The following is a 17,836-nucleotide window of genomic DNA, read 5'->3' as shown; positions in this document are numbered from 1 at the left end:
CCTTAGTAACCCAATCAACCGGTGACAGAGCGGTGGTATACGATCTTGCGGTGAAGAAAACTGACAGAGCTGCCATTGCCCTTGGTAACTGGATGTGCAACCGTAATACTGTTGAGTTCCTGAGAATTTGACAGATTTCAAATAGCCCCGATTTGGGGGGAGTCTCTTTGCTTGGGGGATTAACCCTTTGGGGGTTAATGCTTTAAAAGTTCATGGGCAGCGTGCCCTTCGGGTTCGATTTGAAAAGTGCAGTGTTCGATTTTTCGTGGGAAATGAGTTTTCATACAGGTTTCTACCTGGTGTAATACCTCGAGGGCGTGTCCGTCTTTATAACACTGTTTAGCTATGATGATATGGGCTGACAGTAATACAGTGTGGGAATTTAGGGGCCATACGTGCAGGTCGTGAAGTCCGGTAACATGGTCTACCCGCAAAATATGTTGGCGAATCTCGGCTACGTTTAGTTCCTTGGGGGCGCGGTCAAGCAAAATCTCCCCTGCATCTTTGAGCAGTTTATAGCCGCGGGGCAACATGGCGGCAGCGATTAACAGAGAAATAACGGCATCAAAGCGGTTAATCCCAGTTAAACGAGTAACTATCCCTCCAGCAATTACCCCAACCGAGGAAATAGCATCTACGGTCACCTCTAAAAAGGCTGCGCGAATGTTTAAGTTATCCCGGTGACGTCCCGCCATTACCAGCATCGAAAGCAAGTTTCCCAGCAGACCCGCCACTGCCCAGGCTGCCATCTGGGTGCCATCAACCGGAATAGGGGTGATTAAATGCGCAATCCCCTCATATCCGATGACAGCGCAAATGATGATAATCATGCCCGCCTGGATTCCGCCAGCAATTGCTTCTAACCGGGCATAACCATAGGTTAGAGCGTCCGTACTAGGGCGGGTCATTAAAGTGGCGGTAAAAGCAGCCAGTAAGAGCCCCACAGAATCGATTGCCACATGACCGGTGTCGGCAGCTAAAGCCAAAGAATGAGATAAAACTGCCCCGACTAGCTGGGCGGCTAGCACCCCAAAAGTTATCGCAGCTGCGATTATTAGCCGGGTACGAGTAGAGCCGGTGGTCGGAGAATGCTGATGCAAAGTTGTAACCTCTCGAATTGGGCAGTACCTGATAGTTAAGGTCGATACTTATTTAACCACACGGCTTTTCAACATTTAACCCCCACTCTCACATAGCTAAATAAAACATGTAAGAATGATAAATATGTCGTCAAGTAACACTCCGGCGCTGCGTGGATGGCGTCATCTGTTTTCTGGTAAAGAACGAGAAATCTATTACCCTGCGGGACAATCAACTTATGATTCAGAAACGGTTCTAATAGTTGCTACTGACCGTTTTAGCGCCTATGGTCAGGTTTTCCCTACGGAAATTCCCGGAAAAGGTCTTGCTCTAACCCAGCTAACGACCTGGTGGTTAGAACAGCTAGGGGACTGTATCCCAAATCATTTTCTGTCTACTTCCTCAGTGCCCGAGATGGTAGCGGGTCGTGCCATGATTTGCCGTCATCTCGATATGTACCCTTTGGAATGTCACGTATCCGGCTACCTAGTAGGGCAGGCATGGCGCGAATATCAAGAAAAAGGCACAATCGCTGGGGTGCGTATGCCGGAGGGCTTACAGCGCGATCAAAAACTAGACAAACCAGTGTTTAACCCGGTAGCTAAAACTCAGATGGGTAGGCACGATAACAATGTTTCTTGGGAAGCATTACAGTCCCTGGTTGGTAGTGGACGGGTAGATAAAATAATCGAGTATTCCCTAGACCTTTATGACCGAGCCGCTAAAATCGCCTGGGATCGGGGAGTTATTTTAGGCTCCACCAAGTTTGAGTTCGGTTCAGCTCTGCCTTATGGCGGAGAGGCGGTGGTGTTAGGAGACGAGGTTCTCACTCCCGATTCTTCGCGGTTTTGGAATGCCGATAGCTACCAGGTGGGTAAACCCAACCCGCAACTAGATTCCCAAATGTTACGTGACTGGGTGGATTCTGAAGAATGTCATTGGCAGCCGTACAAGTTGCAAACTCCCCCGGAGATTCCGGAATCTGTGGTGCAGCAGACAGCTAATCGCTATCAAGAGATTTATGAAACTTTAACTGGACGTACTCTCAACGAGTAGCGGATTATCTATTAACAAGTTTATTCCACAGCTTTTGCAGCGGTTATTAAATAAGCTAACAACCCTGTGGATAAAATCTGTGGATAACTTTTTCCTTGAGTTTATCTATAAGGGTTCTGTCAAATTATTATTGCTCACCCTCAAGTAAACCTTGAGGGTATGGGCGGTTTTGTGTGTTGCCGCAGCTCTTTAGGCTGCGAGATTGTTAGTTGGGGTATTTACCCTAATCCTGGGGATAACTGGGGATAACCAGCAGGAAAAGAGGGCGGATTCGGCAACTAATTTACCGAATCCGCCCTCGATTAAAATCCTTATCAGCGTGTCAAACGCTAAGGCTCAAAGACTAGCCATTCTTGGGGCGTCCCCGCAGACCCAAGTACAAGGAAATCAGAGCCACCGCGATTACAATCGCAACAATGAAGCTAATTACCGAATGACCATCACCAATTAGTTTAACGAGCAGCCAATCAGACAGCCCCGCAGAAACCATACCGATAATAATGGTGATTAGCATCCCCATGTTTTGCTCGCCCTTCATAAATAGCCGAGCTAAAGCGCCAATAATACCGCCAGCAATAATTGCACCAATCCAACCCATAATCTTCTCCTGTATTAATCGTGATTTCTCTTCGTAAATCGTTGGTTGTACCTTTCCGGTTTAACACTTCCCTGCAGGAAGTGTCCAAGGTTATCGCTAGTAATGAAAAAACTATCAGCTGCACTCCTTATGCCACGAATGCTGTAAAACCAGCCTTCACCTGCTAATTAAGTTGCGTGAAGGTGTCTATGGATTCAAATCCACGAATAGGGCGCGGTGATCAGAAATCGGCATTTTAATATTTTCGGCTGATACAACCTGACAGTGAGGGGGTGCTAGAACGTGATCTATTTGAAAACTGGGTTGGTTCGCAGGATAAGTCAAAGCATCAGCGATAGTTAAATAGGGAAACATATCACGTACCGCATCATTACGTAAATTGAAATCCCCAGCTAGCACTGGGGTAGCGCTACCAGCTAAAGCACATAAACCCTGCCAAGAGCGACCTAGCTGATTTGCCGCAGTAACAGACCCTAACTCCAGGTGCGTGCAACCCAGCAGGAAGCTACCCTGCTTAGTTAAAACCTCTGCCCCTAATAGGTTGCGGGTTTGTCCCCCATAAAAACTCCAGTTGCGCATATCCCAGCCGTTAATAGTGATGCGAGGCGGAGCTGCTCCCAGTTTTGCACTCACCCAGCGGCGCACCGGATGCGGGGTGAGAATCCCCAGCCCGTATCCACCAACCAAAGGACGGTCAGCGCGAAAAGGGTTAAATAGATTTGTCTTTACAGATTTGGGAAGCGCAACCGGCAAGCGCACCCCTAAAACTACCTGACCGGCAAAAAACCCTAAAAAACGATAATGCCAGCTAGTCCCAGTTTCCTGACTTAAAGCATGGGCAAGGGCGCGAGTTTGGTTAGTAAAACCAGTGTGTAGCTGATAAAAATCAACTTCTTGCAGGCAAATAGCGTCAGCTTGGTAAGAAGCAAACTGCTTAGCCAAATCGCGCCAACAATCCTGGCTCGGCTCTACGCCCTTAGCAGGAGTGCCATGTTGCAGATTAGCGCTGATAATCCGCATTATCGTCCGCCTTGAAGTCTAGGCAGATAGAGTTAATGCAATAGCGCTGCCCCCCAGGCATATCGGGAGCGTCCTCGAATACGTGCCCCAGGTGGCTTTCACAGTTAGCGCACCGCACCTCGGTTCTAATCATCCCATGCGAAGAATCCTGGTGATAGGTGACTGCTGCGTCCTCGGGTCGGAAAAATGCGGGCCAACCACAATGAGAATCAAACTTGGTGGTGGAGCTAAAGAGCTGTGCCCCACAGGCTCGGCAACGATAAATTCCTTCCCGATTTTCATGGAGATACTCTCCGGTTCCGGGGCGCTCAGTACCTGCTTCGCGCAAAACGTGATACTCGTTTGCGTCTAGACGCTGACGCCAATCGGCCTCGCTCGCGGTGTGAGGATCAAAGTTACTCATTTGGAATCTTAACCTTTCTGTGGATTGTTTTCGCCAGCCAACTTACGTGCCAGGCGGTGTACTTCTTCATCGGAACGTTCACGGCTCAGGTAACGAACCTCTTGCGGTTGAATTCGGCGGGAAACTAGCGCCCAGGGGACTTCTTTCACTAACCATTGAATTAATTGTTCTCGCAGGTAACAGCGAAGTATCCAAAGGTTAGAGCTGTCGGCAGCGGAAACAGAAATCCGGACTGTCTGGCAATCGGGGCTCATATCAGAGACTTCGACGCTAGCGCTGCGACCATCCCAAAGTTCGGTGCCGGAAAGCAATAAATCAACTTGAGCGCGAATCGAATCGATAGGCGCGGAATAATCCAATTGCAGTTCCACTATCCCTAACTGCTGACTATGTTTGCGTGTCCAATTCTCAAATTTCTGTTGGGTGAAATGCGTAGAGGGAACAATCATTCGCCGCTCATCATAGAGGCTCAACACCACGTAGGTAAGCGTAATTTCCTCTACTGTCCCCAGTTCTTTAGTGCCGTCTAACCCCGGAACCTGAACTTTGTCCCCTACCCGCAGAGCATCCGATAGGGCGAGCTGTAAACCAGCAAACACGTTAGCCAAAGTAGATTGAGCAGCCAAGGTAGCCACAATCGAGGCGACACCGGCAGAAGCTAACATAGAGCTCATTGCCACCTGAGCTGAGGGGAAAGTCAAAATAGCGCTAGCAATTCCCACTACCACTACAACTGCTTGTAAAACCCGGCGAATAACTTGCGCCTGAGTAAGCATCTTAGAGCGGTTGCGAGAAGGCTTATCTTGGTTAGCTTTGACCGCCACGTCCTCTATCAGATAGCAGATGCGCGTAGTGAGGAACGTTAATACCAAAATAACCGCTATCAGCAGTCCATGGCTAAACCGCCCAATGCCAGTCGAACTCTCGATATTTAGACCCGAGGTAGTGTATTTCCAGCCCAAATAGGCACCGAGGATAATCATCGTCAGGTAAAAGGCGCGGGTGGCGCGGTCGAGAATCAGTTTAGTGAGTGGCTCGCGCCTGGCGAGTAGTTTCAAAATTGCGGTAGTGATTAGCGCCAAGATAATCCCGGCGACTACCCCTATCCCCATACCGGCCAGACTGGTTAGCCAGTCGAATACTTGCTCGACAGTTTCGTCAGACGGGGAAGCCTCCCAAGGGTGCAGCTGCATACCTCTAGATTACGGTTTGCGGCTAAAAAATGCAGTTCTTGAAGAGTAAAATAGAGGGTAGGTCGCAGTTGTGAGAGGCTTCATAGGAAATCGCTTTGCCTTTGCTTGCCTTTGCCCGGTAAAGTTATTCAAGTCTGAGCCGAGGTCTTTGGACCAGGCCGCGAGGCCCCCATCGTCTAGAGGCCTAGGACACCGCCCTTTCACGGCGGCGGCACGGGTTCGAATCCCGTTGGGGGTACGATCTGCCGGAAGGTGGAAACATAAAAGAATATGGCCCAGTGGCGCAGTTGGTTAGCGCGCCGCCCTGTCACGGCGGAGGTCGCGGGTTCAAGTCCCGTCTGGGTCGCAGGTCTTATCGACCCTAGGCTCTGTAGCTCAGTTGGGAGAGCGTTCGACTGAAAATCGAAAGGTCACCGGATCGATGCCGGTCGGAGCCACCACGTCTTAGCTAGCTTTATTTTCGGAAGCAAAATGATCCCATCCGCTCTGATAGCTGCTTTTCCCATCCACTAATAGGAACGCTCCACCATTTTTGCTACCAATGTCGCCGTTCTTCGCACAAAAGCTAGTATCGTCGATATCTAGGGATTCAAATCCGTTGGTACTGCCTAGAGACTTTCCAGTTCCGGGCAAGGCTACCACCTCGCCAATAGGGGTAAAACCGGGAACTGAAAAACCGGGAGGAGCACTGCACAGCAACCCGTGATCTTCGCCGCCTCCCAGTACCCAATCCCAACTATCCCTATTAAGAACCTGAGCCAGTCCCGCCAGTCGCTGCGCATATTTAGCTAACTTAGCGGTCTGCAAATTGATAACCACCCCGGAAGCAGCAGCGATTTTAGCGCCGTCACGGCTGAGACCATCGGAAATGTCCATAAGGGCGTGCGCTCCGCTAGCAGCTAATTGGGCAGCTAGACAGGAGGGAATTACCGGAACCTGGTAGCGGGAAATAACTTCTTGCGCGAGTTGGACTAACTCCTCAGGGAGGACGGATTTAACCGAATCTGGGTTTCCAAAGCGTTCCAGCAAGGCTAATCCGGCGGCAGAATCGCCTAGGTTACCCGCGAAATAAACCAGGTCGCCCGCTTTAGCTCCGGAGCGTAAAAGCGGGGCGCGTCCTTGCAAATCTCCAATAACCGTAACCGCTACTTGCAGACAAGGCCCGGAAGACAAATCCCCTCCAACTAGGGCGTATCCATAGCTTTCCAGCCCGCAAGCCAAACCGGTCGCCAGGGAGTGTATATCTGCTTTACCCATATCTTTAGGAATCGTAACTGCGGCCACAGCACTGTGGGCCGATGCCCCCATAGCCGCAATGTCGGCAGCGTTTTGGGCGGCAGCACGCCTGCCGATTTGTTCCAGGCTCATCCAATCACGGCGAAAATGCACTCCCTCTACCAATACATCGGTAGAAACTACACTGTTCCCATCGGGGTGTTTCAGTACCGCGCAGTCGTCTCCGGAACCTACTAACACCCGAGAATGAACTCGCAGCGTTTGGGTAAAATCAGCAATCAGCTTATCCTCGGTAGTAACCGGAGGAAATGCACTGCATCTGGCTTTCGGGTCGGTAATACTCATGCCTGACAGCTTACTTTTTCCGCTTTTTGTTGAAGAGCCTAGTTAGGCTGCCACCGCCCCGTATCCAATCATTGAACGCAGATATGCCTACTGCCAAAAGATAAAGCCCAATCAGCGCCGACATTTGCACAATCATTGGCCAGGCGGTAGGTAGGGGATTGGCGATTGCCGAAAAAACAGCGGCCAGTACCACTGCCCACCGCCAACCTTTCAACATACTTTTAGCTTTCATTACTCCCGCAAAGTTCAGCGCCACCAAGATTTCGGGAGCCAGGCAAGAAAGCCCGAACGCTAAAACCATTCGCATAAAGAAGGTGATATAGGAATCCGCCCGCAGCAGCATTACCGCGCCCTCTGGGGTGAAAGAATTAAGGATTGCTACCGCCTTGGGGATAATCCAAATACCAGATAAAGCGCCCCCACTGAAAAGTAAAAGACCAGTTAAACCGAAAGCTACGATATAGATTTTTTCTTTTCGCTTCAGCCCCGGAGAGATAAACGCTCCTATTTGAAAAATCCACCAGGGCGCAGAAATCAATACTCCCAGCCACAGGGAAACCTGAATCCGCAAATCAAATGCGGCACCGATAGTTTGGAAGTTTAGTTGCGGTGCCTGTTCGCTGACGGAACGCAATGGCTCTTGCATCCAATTCAAGGTGGGGGTAACTAAAAACCACCCTCCGATTGAGGCTACAAAGATACCTAATAGCGCTAGAAGTAAGCGTTTACGCAGTTCCAGCAGGTGTTCGCTTACCCGCATACGGGCTTGTGGATTAGTCTTTTTTTGTCCCGGCATAGAGGGCGAGGGGGGCTATTTGTTTTCCGGTGGATTAGCTATTTCCGTTTGTTCATTCGGGGTTTGAGAGGACGAGGGGGAAGCTGCACCAGGAGAGCTAGCGGGGGGTGCGGCGGGGATTTGCGGGTTTTGAGGTTCTGCCGCTACCTGCTTGTTACTGCTATCTTCGCTGAGGTCAGAAAGTTCCGACTTGAGAACTTTTGCAGATTTGCCGATATTGCGGGCAATATCAGGCAGTTTGGAAGCTCCAAAAATGATAATCAACACGAGTAACAGAATCAGAATGTGTACGGGTCGCACGGCGGTATCCGTCCCTTCATTACTAGGTCATTTCAATAAAGAATCTTCCCTAATTGTAGCGGGCTGAGAAGCCAAATAGGTTGCTGAATTGAAAATAGTTGAAAGTTTCGGGTTCTGTCCGATACTCCCATACTTAGGAAGCTGGGGGATTAACTCTCCTATAAGACCTGCAAAATACCTGCTATATGTAGCTAGAAACTAAACCGAAAGTTTCTAAAAGCTGTTAATCGGCTTCGTCCGAGGTGTTCGTCCTCTAAACGGGGTAATCTGAGGGCGGGAGGCAAAACGTGAGCGAGTTCATTACTGATGAAAAAGCAGGAGCCCTGGCCATTGCCGATTTGATGGCGGGCAAGAAAACAATTGTGGTTGCGGGGGCAGGGATGTCCACCGATGCGGGGATTCCGGATTATCGTGGCACCGGTTCGTCGGGAATGCCTACCGTAGATATGGATCAGTTTTTAGGCGAGCTTTATTGGCGCAAATGGGTGTGGCGCCGCAACCAGGAAACCTGGAAAACTGTGGCGCGGCTGCAGCCTACTCCCGGACATCGGGCTTTAGCACGCCTAGAGGACGCGGGGCTGGTTAATTGTATCGCCACCCAAAACGTAGATGGCTTAGACCGCAAAGCAGGTTGTAAGAATGTGCAGCTGCTGCATGGCAGTTTCGAGGAAGTGCAATGTCTAGGCTGCAAAGCAGTGTTTTCACGTGAGTATATTGACCGCCAGCTGCGTAAACTTAATCCGGATGTAAAGGATGACCCTGACCCCAAAAATGTGGCAGTCCTGGCGGCGGCCGATGAGCAGGCGGCGCGTGCCTGCCAGTTTAACCTGCTTTCCTGTCCGCGCTGTGGCGGGACTATTAAACCCGGAATCGTCTTTTTCGGAGAATCCCTACCCGGCGAGGCGATAGAGCGTTCTTTTGCAGCGGCGCGGGAAGCCGATGTGGTGCTGGCGGTGGGAACTTCCTTGGCTGTTTTAACTGGGCTGTGGGTGTTGCGGGAAGCCTGGGGGACTGGAGCGAAAGTGGCGGTGATTAATCGCGGAGCTACTGCCGCTGATTCTCTGGCTGACGTGCGGGTATCTGGAGGTTCCTCGCAAGTCTTAGAGCTGATAGCTTCCCAGCTATTGGATTAGCTCACGGTGTTACCTGGGGTTTTCCGGTGCTGAGGGCATGGTTGCCGCGGCAGCCTATAAATGCCTAGAGTCGGTTTCACGCGCTCCCTCCTGCGCATATGTGAAACCGACTCTAGGTTGTAGTTTAGGGGGTTATCTTGACACACGTTCCCCTAAAATAGCCGGAGCGACCGGCTCTCTTCAGTATACCTGAAAAATAAAAGAAACCTAATCTTTTATAATGTGGCACGAACCATATTTTGTTTCCATGTGGCAGTTTTAGCTAGTTATTTGGCTACGCTGCTTTAAGAACTCTAAGTTAATAACAGGCTAGAATAACTGTCGATACAACTTTACTTTCAGGAAGTCGCAATGGAAATCCTTTCTCCTTTTCATTACCTGCCGATAGGTGATTCCCCGGCGGATGTCTCAACGCTACTTTCGGCGCTAGCCAAACTTATAGGAAGCAAAGAAAGCTCCTCCGCCGTTACTTCCCAAAACCCTCACCGCGCCTCCGTCAAGGTAAGACAGATTCTGTTCCCATTCCCGCAAAACACGGCATTTCCGGCTGAACTTCAAGAATATGAGACTCGGCGTAAAGCGCTGCCTGAATCAGCGGTATTAGCTTTATCAGCGCCCGCCGCCGGCTCGGTTATCTGCTACTCGCAACTTGCTATTAAAACTATGGCTGATGCGGTTAATGCGGCGGTAGGTAGACCAGGTAGATGGATATTAGCCACCCCGGCAACTGAAATTGACGGGATTATGACTCTTGCGCGCGCTATCGCGGTGGGTATCCCGCCAATTATTGCAGCCAAAACCCGACCTGCCAGCGTCAAAGAGATACTTCGTGCGGTAGAAAGAGCGAAAGACCGTTCTAGTCGGGATGAAGCACCCATCTATATGCAGATTACAAAAACCCAGTTGGGGGAGCTATTAGAAATTCCTCCGGCTGAGCGCGCTGACCTTCAGGCAGTATCTTCTCTGATGGTTACCGGTTTAACCAGCCACGACCTCCTGGCGCGGGCGGCTAAAGAAGCCGGTATTGAGATTGTTAAAGCCTACGGAATTCCTGAATCATGCGGGATATGCGTCCTGGAGGGACAGCCAGTCGCGGGAGTTCATGTCGCAACTATCGGGGATAGGATTTGGCTTTCCGGGATATGCATGATGCTCGGCTACCTGGGTACACCGGGCGAGGTTGATTTTGTTTCCCGAGGACGCAAACGTTGGCTTCGCTCTAAAGATGCCGGTCATATGCGCGGGCCTCGTCTGGAAGTTGATGGGCGGTTACGGGATGTAATCTCTAGTGCGGGCATACGTATCCAAGCTTCCCTAGTAGAGCGAGTTATTCGCGATTTGCCGCAAGTCGAACAGGTGGTGGTAGTTGGGGTTCCCGATTCCAAATGGGGTTCCTTGGTGACCGCCGTAATCGAACCGGCAGCTGATGTTGCTCGCCAGCTCCTAAATCCCCAGCATAATCTGGAAGTTAAATCCGAAAACTCCCCTCTGTTCTCTCAGCAACCAAAAGTCAAGGTTGATTCCGAGAAGGTTCGAAAATTAGCGGGTCTACCCGCTGAAGGGGAAGAAGATTCCTCTGCGCAGCTAACCCCCCTAGAGGCAGCAATGGCTGCCATGGCAGCCAAAATCAGGGGAGCCGATGTCGATGTGGTTGCTGCCGCCGAGACTGGACAGTTACCAGCGGGAATCTACGAGGTAGCTCGGGGTACAGCGAACCCTACGGAACAGGGAGAAATATATTTCCCCACCGCCAATAGTGGGCAAGCAGCCTCAGTGGGATTACCTGAGGACTTGGACGGTGATATGGAGGAAATGGAGATTGCGGCGGCAAAGATACCGGCAGATACGCAACGCGGTGACCGAGGCGATTACCCTCATAAATCAACTATTCCGACCGAGGACGAATCAGAACCTTCTACAGATTTAGCTATGCTGGTACGTTCGCTGGTTACCGGGCAGCTCGACCGGGCACACGCTCCGCGCGCCCTCGTTCTGGTAGACAAAATCCCGCTCGACCTGAAAGGAAACCCAGATCGCGGTGCCTGTCGGGACTTGGCGGCGCGCCGGGTAGCAGCCGGGGAAGCCTGGATTAGATAGCCCCAAAAGGGGACAGCCACCTGTGCAAAGGACGCGCACTAACGTTGGGTGCGTGAATATACGAGACTTAAATCGGAATTTAAAGAAAGGAATCTAGTAATCCATGGCTACTGGTTCGCAATGGATTGAAGCTGCCCGTCCTAAAACTCTGCCCGCGTCCTTAGCGCCGGTAGTAATGGGAATAGGGGCGGCTATTGGTTTGCAGCAAGCCTCGATAGGTAAATCTCTGCTCGCCCTACTGGTCGCGTTATCTTTCCAGGTGGGAGTGAACTTCTCTAATGATTATTCCGATGGGATTCGCGGAACTGACTCGAGCGGGAAACGGGTTGGTCCTACCCGCCTTACCGGGCAGGGCTTAGCTACCCCCAAAGCGGTACTAGCCGCCGCTATCAGCTGCTATTTTTTGGCGGCAATATCTGGTTTGGGGCTGTGTATTTGGTCAGGAAGCTACCTGTTGATTCTGCTCGGAGCCTTGGCGGTGCTAGCAGCCTGGTTCTATACCGGTGGCAAACATCCTTACGGCTATCTGCCTGGGATTTCGGAACTCATGGTATTCGTTTTCTTTGGTTTATTAGCGACCGAGGGCACTATTTGGGTGCAAACCGACTCTCTTCCTTGGCGTACCTGGACGGCGGCCAGCGGGATTGGGTTGCTTTCTTGCGCATTGCTATTAGTAAACAATCTTCGCGATATTGCTGGCGACCGCCAAAGCGGAAAAAATACGCTAGCGGTGAAGTTGGGAGATAAGTCCTCAAGATACCTGTTCGCTATCTACCTTTATGGGGCACTGATTTTGGGGGTAGTCTCATTTAATCTTCGCTGGATTGCAATAGTGTTCGGGGTGGTAATGGCGATTTTGATGAGTCTGGCAATGGCAACAGTGTTGCGCGGAGCTAGCGGAAAAGAACTAATAAAAACCCTGAAACAAGTGGGGCAAATCACCTTAATCTATGGGGTGGCGATTGGTTTAGGATGGGTCTATCTGGGGCTATAGGTGGCTAAAAGCTCGGTTGTTGCTAGGCTTGAGAACATGGTTGCGGTAGTTATTACCCTGGTACAAATTCTGCTAGCCGTGTATGCGCTGGTGGACTGCTTACGCACAGCTAAAACAGATTTACCTGGGAGGCTGCCACGGGCATTCTGGTTGCTAATAATTATTCTGTTACCGCTACTCGGTCCCTTAGCCTGGATTGTCATTTCCTGGGCTAGTAAAGCCGAAACCTCTGATGGGAGAGTCGAAATCCCTAAAAATCCGCTAGAAATCTTCCGGGGTGGCGTCGAGCGTTCCGAATCGCGCGAACCGGAGATACCGCAAGCTCCTGATGATAACCCCGATTTCCTGTTCTCGATTGAGGCAAAAATGCGGCGGGAACGTCTGGCACGCGAGGCGGAAGAAGAAGCAAAAAAACGTGCCACGAAAAACCAACCCCCTGCTGCTAACGACCAAAAATCCACCGGTAGCATTGAAGATAACATTGCGAGTGGGGATATATCCCCCGCGCCGGAAGGTGACGAGGGCGAGACCGGTTCGGGCAGCAACCCTCCGGAAGAAGCGTCCTCCCCGGAATAAAGCTCTACCGCTTCAACCGGGCTACATTCCTAAGGTGCAGCCCGATAAAGATAATATCCAGCTAGGCAGGGTCTAGTTACCTTGATTTAAAGCGGCAGCCGAAGTGCCAGGCACCATATCGCTGGCGCGAGCGAGCAAAGGCGCTGCCGGTTCACAGTAATCCAAAGAAATCAAGGTATTACCAAGGAACGTTAGAGAAGTCAGAGAAGCGAGGGAGCATTGACGCCGGTTAGGCAGATGCGCAAGCGGGCGACCCTCCACAAAAAGGCGAAAAGCCCAGATAGGAAGCTGGTGAGATACCAGTAAGATTTCCCGGATTTGCGAACCATCATCCGAGTGTCCCAAGCGGGAAGAATCCTTAATCGGCGAATGTAAAGCTGAACGCACCGCCTCCCTAACCCTACTGGCTTGAACCGCATAAGGCTCACACCAGGACGGACGCAGCACATTACGGTAACGAGGCCAGTACCGCGGGTGAAACAGGGCGGCGCGGTTGCCATTGACCACTTCGCCCTCAAACATATTCATAGATTCGAGCAGACGCTTGTCGGTGCTAATCGGTAAATCAAACAGTTGGGAAGCCGGAGTTGCTGACTCTACTGCTCGCTCTAGGGGAGAAGAAACAATCGCTTCTAAATAAGCCCCTTTTTCCAATAGATATTCCGCGCTCATCTGCGCCATTTGCTTGCCCAAGTCGGTTAGATGGTAACCGGGTAAACGTCCATAAAGAACCCCGTCAGGATTATCCACTTCCCCGTGGCGCATTAAATGAATCGTGGTCAGCTTCTGCATAGACACCACTCTAACAAACCAATCTTGCATAAGACTGGGTGCGAGGAGCGCCGCCAAATAGGTAGGGTAGAGACGTGAAAGCGAAACCGAGAGTAGCAGCCTTCTTTGATGTAGACGAAACCGTAATTCGGGGAGCCAGCTCTTGGATACTCACCCGCGAGTTGTTCCGCCACCGATTCTTTGGGGTATCCGACCTGTTCTTCGCAGCACGTCACGCTTTCATGTACGTTGTGCTAGGGGAAGATCAAAATCGTATTGAACAGGTAAAAAATCGAGCTTTGCGAGTAATGGCGGGACATTCACGCCAAGAGATAATGGCAATCTCTGAGCAGGTATGCGATTTATTAGAGAAAAAACTGTTCCCTCAGGCGCAAGGGTTAATCAAACGCCATTTGGCTGCCGGTCACGATATTTGGTTGATTTCAGCCGCACCCGCAGAGCTACCGCAAATGTTGGCCGAGCGCCTGGGGCTAACCGGAGGTATCGGTACCCAGATTGCGGTTAAAGACGGTGTTTACCAACCACAGCTCGCATCTGAGCTAATGCATTCCCAAGGTAAACGAGAAACAGTAATAGCATTGGCTAAAGAACGTGGATACGACCTTACTCAATGTTTTGCCTATTCAGATTCCGATAATGATATGCCCCTGCTGACTTTAGTGGGTAAACCCTCGGCGATTAATCCTGATATTTGGTTGCGGGTGCGGGCATTTCAACGCGGCTGGCCGGTGATAGATTTTAGGCGTCGCTCGCGAATCAGCAAGATTCTCCAAAAGGTTAAGGCTAGGCGGCGGGGACTGGAACTTAAAGGATTAGATCAATAGGTGGAAACTGAGACTATTTCTGACTAACCTGGCAAATGTCCTATTTGGAAGGAATCATTTTGACTAACAACTATTCAAAGTTAGCGGCTGGTTTAGATAAGCAACCGGACGAAGTCTCCGGAATGTTCGACCAGGTGGCCGCCCGTTATGACTTGACAAACGATTTTATGACTTTTGGGCAACACCGGATTTGGCGACGCTGCCTATCTAAAGTTGTGGCTGCGCGCCCAGGGCAGAAAATTTTAGATATTGCGGCGGGTACCGGCACGTCCTCACTCAGTTTTTATCGCGCGGGAGCCGAGGTAACTTGTTGCGATTTTTCTCCCGGGATGGTGGCGGAGGGCAAAAAGCGACATCCGGAGCTCAACTTTATAGTTGGCGATGCCCATGATTTGCCCTTTTCTGACGAACAATTTGATACCGTTACCTGCTCTTTTGGGTTTAGGAATATGAATAATCCTGCGCTTGCTTTACAAGAGCTGGCGCGGGTTACGAAACCGGGTGGAAAGCTCGCGATTATGGAGTTTTCTACCCCCCCGTCGCCGTTTATTGCCAAAGCTTATGAGCTTTATATGCGAAATGTGCTGCCGGTAGCGGGTCGTTTAATTTCTTCAGATTCGGATGCCTACACCTACCTGTTTGACTCAATTTTGGATTGGCCAAATCAAGAAACCTTGGGAAAGCTGATTCAGGAAAACGGCTGGGGTGAAGTCTCGTATCGCAATCTAACTTTAGGTGCGGTGGCGATTCATCGAGCCTATAAATAGGGCGGATAGCGGTTTTATGCAAACGTGTAGAACCGTCAAGATAATCACCGCGATTAGGCACGCAGTTAGAATTAGGTAAGGAAGAACTTGCTTAATCGATTCGGGATTCTAATGAACAAAATAGTGGGATTTTCATTCTGCCAGCACAAATTGCTCTGACTTCAACCAGATAAGAAAGCAAGTTAGCCTAGTATGGGTGCGCGCAGCGTGCCTAAAACCTGGTTAAACTTGTTTAAGTCCATCTAGTCAAGAGGACGCCTACACTGCGGGAGGGGGCAAACCGGCATGGCAACTAAGATTGCAAAAGATCAGTGTCAAGTGCTGGTCGTAGGGGCTGGTCCTGCCGGGGCTGCAACTGCCTATCACCTCGCTAAAGCCGGTATAGACGTCCTCGTCCTAGAAAAATCTGCGTTCCCACGGGACAAAATCTGCGGTGACGGTCTAACCCCGGGAGCGGTAAAAGAAATCTTGGCAATGGGGATTAACCCGGTTGAAGAGGGATGGCAGGTCAATCGAGGGCTCAGTGTAATTGGTGGGGGACATCGAATTACCCTACCGTGGCCTGAAAAATCTTCGCTTCCCTCCTATGGGCTTACTTGCAAGCGAACCGAGCTTGACCAGCGACTTATTCAGCAAGCGGTCGCTTGCGGTGCTCGGCTAATTGAAAACACCGCCGTACAAGACCTACTTACAGACGCTGACGGTTACGCCTGCGGGGTAAGCGCAATCGCGCGCGAGCCACAAACTCGGCAAAAAAAGAATCGTGAATTCCGTGCTCGCTACGTGGTTGATTGCACGGGAGCAAATGCTCGTTTAGCCTCCCGGCAAGGACGAACTCCCCTCAATAATCGCCCTATGGCGGTGGCGGCGCGGGCGTATTTCTATTCCCCCCGCGGTAACGAAGAAATGATGGAGTCCCATCTGGAACTGTGGGACGGTAAGCCCGGTCATTCAAACCTGTTGCCCGGTTACGGATGGCTATTCCCGATGGGCGACGGGATTGTAAACGTGGGGCTAGGCTCGGTATCTTCGGGTGCACAATCAACCAATTTGCCCTATAAACAGATATTTAATCGCTGGGTAGCTAACTTGCCGAAACAGTGGGGGCTCAGCGAAGAAAAGATGATTGGTTCGCTGCGTTCAGCGCCCTTGCCGATGGCATTTAATCGTAAACCGGCTTACGAAAATGGGCTACTTTTGGTTGGGGATGCTGCCGGAATGGTGTCGCCATTCAACGGAGAGGGCATCGCTCCGGCAATGTTTGCCGGGCGGCGCGCAGCCGATGCTTTAATCCAGGCACTAGGTCGTACCTCGCGCGCTCAAGCCGAACTTGCCCTCCAGGAATATCCTCGCGACCTGCAAGATCAATATGGGGGCTACTACAGTCTAGGTCGCGTATTCGTGCGACTAATCGAAAACCCGAAAATTATGCACGCCTGCACCAAATATGGTTTGGACAAACCGGCGTTGATGCGTTTTGTCCATAAAATGCTTTCTGATGGTTATGAACGTCGCAGTGGAGTAGCCTCCGACCGGGTGCTACAAATTCTGACTAAGGTGGTAAAACCATCATGAGGATTATTTTTGAGATAGAAGATTTGAGCCGGAAAAGAACCGGAAACTACGGCAGTTGCCAGTTCAGAGATGACTGGGCAGACAAGAAGGATGTGGAGACCAAATGAGTCCATCGGCATCACTGTTAATAATGGGCGCGGTAGCGATTGTGCTGGCCGTGGGCGGTTTGGTACTGTCCGCGCTCCTCGGACCGGCACGTAAAAACCAGGTAAAGCTGGGTACTTACGAATGCGGAATTGACTCTAATGCTCACGAGGACGCGCGGGGACGTTTCCCGATTAAGTATTACTTAATCGCAATGACGTTTATCGTCTTCGATGTGGAAATGGTGTTCCTGTATCCATTTGCCGTATCGATAAGTCACTTTGGTCAAGTGATGGCCATTCCGGTACTAATCGACATTCTGTTGTTCATCGTTTTGGTGCTGGTGCCCTACATTTATGAGTGGCGCCGGGGCGGACTGGACTATTAAGAGAGAGGTAAAGCATGTCTTTTGATAATGAGATACCGGCAGGAGTCGCGCTTACCAGCCTAGATAAATTCATGGGTCTAAGCCGTAAAGCCAGCCTCTGGCCGGTAACTATGGGTCTAGCCTGCTGCGCTATCGAGATGATGGCCACTGGAACCCCTCGTTTCGATATTTCCCGTTTCGGGATGGAGGTATTTCGTGCCTCGCCCCGCCATGCTGATTTGATGATTGTCTCGGGTAGGGTTTCCTGGAAGATGGCACCGATTATTCGGAACTGCTACGATGCCATGCCCGAGCCCAAGTGGGTTATCTCTATGGGTGCCTGCGCGTCCTCAGGAGGGGTTTTCAATAACTATGCGGTGGTACAAGGCTGTGACCACGTAGTTCCCGTAGATGTTTACCTGCCCGGATGCCCTCCCCGCCCAGAAGCCCTGATTCATGCAATTATGGTGCTGTGGGATCAGATTCATTACCGCACCCCCATCACCCAAAAAGAACGGTTGGAGATTGCCCGTAAAGCAGAGCAAGCAGCTTTGGCAGCGACTCCTACTTCCCAGATGAAAGGACTGTTGGCGTGAGTAA

19 protein-coding genes and 3 tRNA genes are annotated in these 17,836 nt (G+C 50.9%); 13 read left to right on the top strand and 9 right to left on the bottom strand.

The annotated features are described in order from the left end of the window. Positions 1–194: 194 nt before the first annotated feature. Positions 195–1,100: a cation diffusion facilitator family transporter gene (locus QZT94_RS02785; RefSeq protein ID WP_296762610.1), complete on the bottom strand. Its 906-nt coding sequence runs from the start codon at positions 1,098–1,100 to the stop codon at positions 195–197. A 124-nt stretch (positions 1,101–1,224) separates the two neighbouring features. Between QZT94_RS02785 and QZT94_RS02780 the strand changes: the two genes are divergently transcribed. Further along, complete coding sequence (locus QZT94_RS02780; RefSeq protein ID WP_296762607.1) at positions 1,225–2,136, top strand: phosphoribosylaminoimidazolesuccinocarboxamide synthase; 912 nt, start codon at positions 1,225–1,227, stop codon at positions 2,134–2,136. 343 nt (positions 2,137–2,479) lie between these two features. Here QZT94_RS02780 and QZT94_RS02775 read toward each other — a convergent pair whose 3' ends face one another. The 4 genes from QZT94_RS02775 to QZT94_RS02760 all read right to left on the bottom strand — a co-directional run bounded on the left by QZT94_RS02775 (position 2,480) and on the right by QZT94_RS02760 (position 5,350). Beyond that, positions 2,480–2,734, bottom strand: coding sequence for a hypothetical protein (locus tag QZT94_RS02775; protein ID WP_072510551.1), 255 nt, complete (start codon positions 2,732–2,734; stop codon positions 2,480–2,482). Between the two features lie 186 nt (positions 2,735–2,920). Next, entirely contained in the window at positions 2,921–3,754 is an 834-nt protein-coding gene (locus tag QZT94_RS02770; protein ID WP_296762604.1) for an endonuclease/exonuclease/phosphatase family protein, read from the bottom strand. Next, positions 3,735–4,157: a peptide-methionine (R)-S-oxide reductase MsrB gene (gene msrB, locus QZT94_RS02765; protein WP_072510553.1), complete on the bottom strand. Its 423-nt coding sequence runs from the start codon at positions 4,155–4,157 to the stop codon at positions 3,735–3,737. Before msrB ends, QZT94_RS02770 begins: the two co-directional genes overlap by 20 nt. 8 nt (positions 4,158–4,165) lie before the next feature. Next, positions 4,166–5,350, bottom strand: a complete 1,185-nt coding sequence (locus tag QZT94_RS02760) for a mechanosensitive ion channel domain-containing protein (RefSeq protein WP_072510554.1) — start codon at positions 5,348–5,350, stop codon at positions 4,166–4,168. Positions 5,351–5,515: 165 nt separating this feature from the next. Between QZT94_RS02760 and QZT94_RS02755 the strand changes: the two genes are divergently transcribed. The 3 genes from QZT94_RS02755 (at position 5,516) to QZT94_RS02745 (ending at position 5,790) form a co-directional block, all read left to right on the top strand. Continuing rightward, positions 5,516–5,588, top strand: a tRNA-Glu gene (locus QZT94_RS02755). Between the two features lie 34 nt (positions 5,589–5,622). Continuing rightward, positions 5,623–5,696, top strand: a tRNA-Asp gene (locus tag QZT94_RS02750). An 18-nt stretch (positions 5,697–5,714) separates the two neighbouring features. Then, positions 5,715–5,790, top strand: a tRNA-Phe gene (locus QZT94_RS02745). Between the two features lie 4 nt (positions 5,791–5,794). On the opposite strand, the gene thiL is transcribed toward QZT94_RS02745, so the two are convergent. From thiL to tatA, 3 genes are read right to left on the bottom strand one after another with little or no spacing between them, the layout of a single operon-like run. Then, the gene (gene thiL / locus QZT94_RS02740; RefSeq protein ID WP_296762600.1) at positions 5,795–6,931 is read right to left on the bottom strand and encodes a thiamine-phosphate kinase; all 1,137 of its coding nucleotides are present in this window, start codon (positions 6,929–6,931) and stop codon (positions 5,795–5,797) included. Positions 6,932–6,941: 10 nt separating this feature from the next. Continuing rightward, on the bottom strand, positions 6,942–7,727 hold the full coding sequence (tatC, locus tag QZT94_RS02735; protein WP_296762598.1) for a twin-arginine translocase subunit TatC: 786 nt from the start codon (positions 7,725–7,727) through the stop codon (positions 6,942–6,944). A 15-nt stretch (positions 7,728–7,742) separates the two neighbouring features. Further along, positions 7,743–8,027 carry a Sec-independent protein translocase subunit TatA gene (gene tatA, locus QZT94_RS02730; protein WP_270626116.1) on the bottom strand — a complete coding sequence of 95 codons (285 nt, stop codon included), beginning with the start codon at positions 8,025–8,027 and terminating at the stop codon, positions 7,743–7,745. 341 nt (positions 8,028–8,368) lie between these two features. On the opposite strand from tatA, the gene QZT94_RS02725 reads away from it, so the two are divergent. The 4 genes from QZT94_RS02725 (at position 8,369) to QZT94_RS02710 (ending at position 12,827) form a co-directional block, all read left to right on the top strand. Next, the gene (locus QZT94_RS02725) at positions 8,369–9,160 is read left to right on the top strand and encodes a Sir2 family NAD-dependent protein deacetylase (RefSeq protein ID WP_296760759.1); all 792 of its coding nucleotides are present in this window, start codon (positions 8,369–8,371) and stop codon (positions 9,158–9,160) included. A gap of 351 nt (positions 9,161–9,511) precedes the next feature. Beyond that, the gene (locus QZT94_RS02720) at positions 9,512–11,257 is read left to right on the top strand and encodes a hypothetical protein (RefSeq protein ID WP_296760626.1); all 1,746 of its coding nucleotides are present in this window, start codon (positions 9,512–9,514) and stop codon (positions 11,255–11,257) included. Positions 11,258–11,360: 103 nt separating this feature from the next. Further along, positions 11,361–12,251: a 1,4-dihydroxy-2-naphthoate polyprenyltransferase gene (locus tag QZT94_RS02715; protein WP_296760628.1), complete on the top strand. Its 891-nt coding sequence runs from the start codon at positions 11,361–11,363 to the stop codon at positions 12,249–12,251. Next, complete coding sequence (locus tag QZT94_RS02710) at positions 12,252–12,827, top strand: PLDc N-terminal domain-containing protein (RefSeq protein WP_296760631.1); 576 nt, start codon at positions 12,252–12,254, stop codon at positions 12,825–12,827. Positions 12,828–12,899: 72 nt separating this feature from the next. Here the strand turns inward: QZT94_RS02710 and QZT94_RS02705 are convergent, their stop codons facing one another. Then, positions 12,900–13,619: a histidine phosphatase family protein gene (locus QZT94_RS02705; RefSeq protein ID WP_296760632.1), complete on the bottom strand. Its 720-nt coding sequence runs from the start codon at positions 13,617–13,619 to the stop codon at positions 12,900–12,902. Between the two features lie 74 nt (positions 13,620–13,693). Here QZT94_RS02705 and QZT94_RS02700 point away from each other — a divergent pair, with 74 nt between their 5' ends. The 5 genes from QZT94_RS02700 (at position 13,694) to QZT94_RS02680 (ending at position 17,832) form a co-directional block, all read left to right on the top strand. Then, positions 13,694–14,443, top strand: a complete 750-nt coding sequence (locus tag QZT94_RS02700; protein WP_072510561.1) for an HAD-IB family hydrolase — start codon at positions 13,694–13,696, stop codon at positions 14,441–14,443. A 59-nt stretch (positions 14,444–14,502) separates the two neighbouring features. Continuing rightward, positions 14,503–15,210 carry a class I SAM-dependent methyltransferase gene (locus tag QZT94_RS02695; RefSeq protein WP_363928421.1) on the top strand — a complete coding sequence of 236 codons (708 nt, stop codon included), beginning with the start codon at positions 14,503–14,505 and terminating at the stop codon, positions 15,208–15,210. Positions 15,211–15,495: 285 nt separating this feature from the next. After that, entirely contained in the window at positions 15,496–16,785 is a 1,290-nt protein-coding gene (locus tag QZT94_RS02690; protein ID WP_296760635.1) for a geranylgeranyl reductase family protein, read from the top strand. A 103-nt stretch (positions 16,786–16,888) separates the two neighbouring features. Continuing rightward, a complete protein-coding gene (gene ndhC / locus QZT94_RS02685; protein ID WP_072510564.1) occupies positions 16,889–17,257 on the top strand; it encodes an NADH-quinone oxidoreductase subunit A in 369 nt (122 codons plus the stop codon). Between the two features lie 14 nt (positions 17,258–17,271). Continuing rightward, positions 17,272–17,832, top strand: coding sequence for an NADH-quinone oxidoreductase subunit B (locus QZT94_RS02680; protein WP_072510565.1), 561 nt, complete (start codon positions 17,272–17,274; stop codon positions 17,830–17,832). The last annotated feature ends 4 nt before the right edge of the window (positions 17,833–17,836 follow it).

The organism is Varibaculum sp., assembly GCF_008661855.1.
Taxonomy (GTDB): domain Bacteria; phylum Actinomycetota; class Actinomycetes; order Actinomycetales; family Actinomycetaceae; genus Varibaculum; species Varibaculum timonense_A.
Note: the sequence above shows the minus strand (reverse complement) of the source record. Positions and strands in the feature narration are given on the sequence as shown.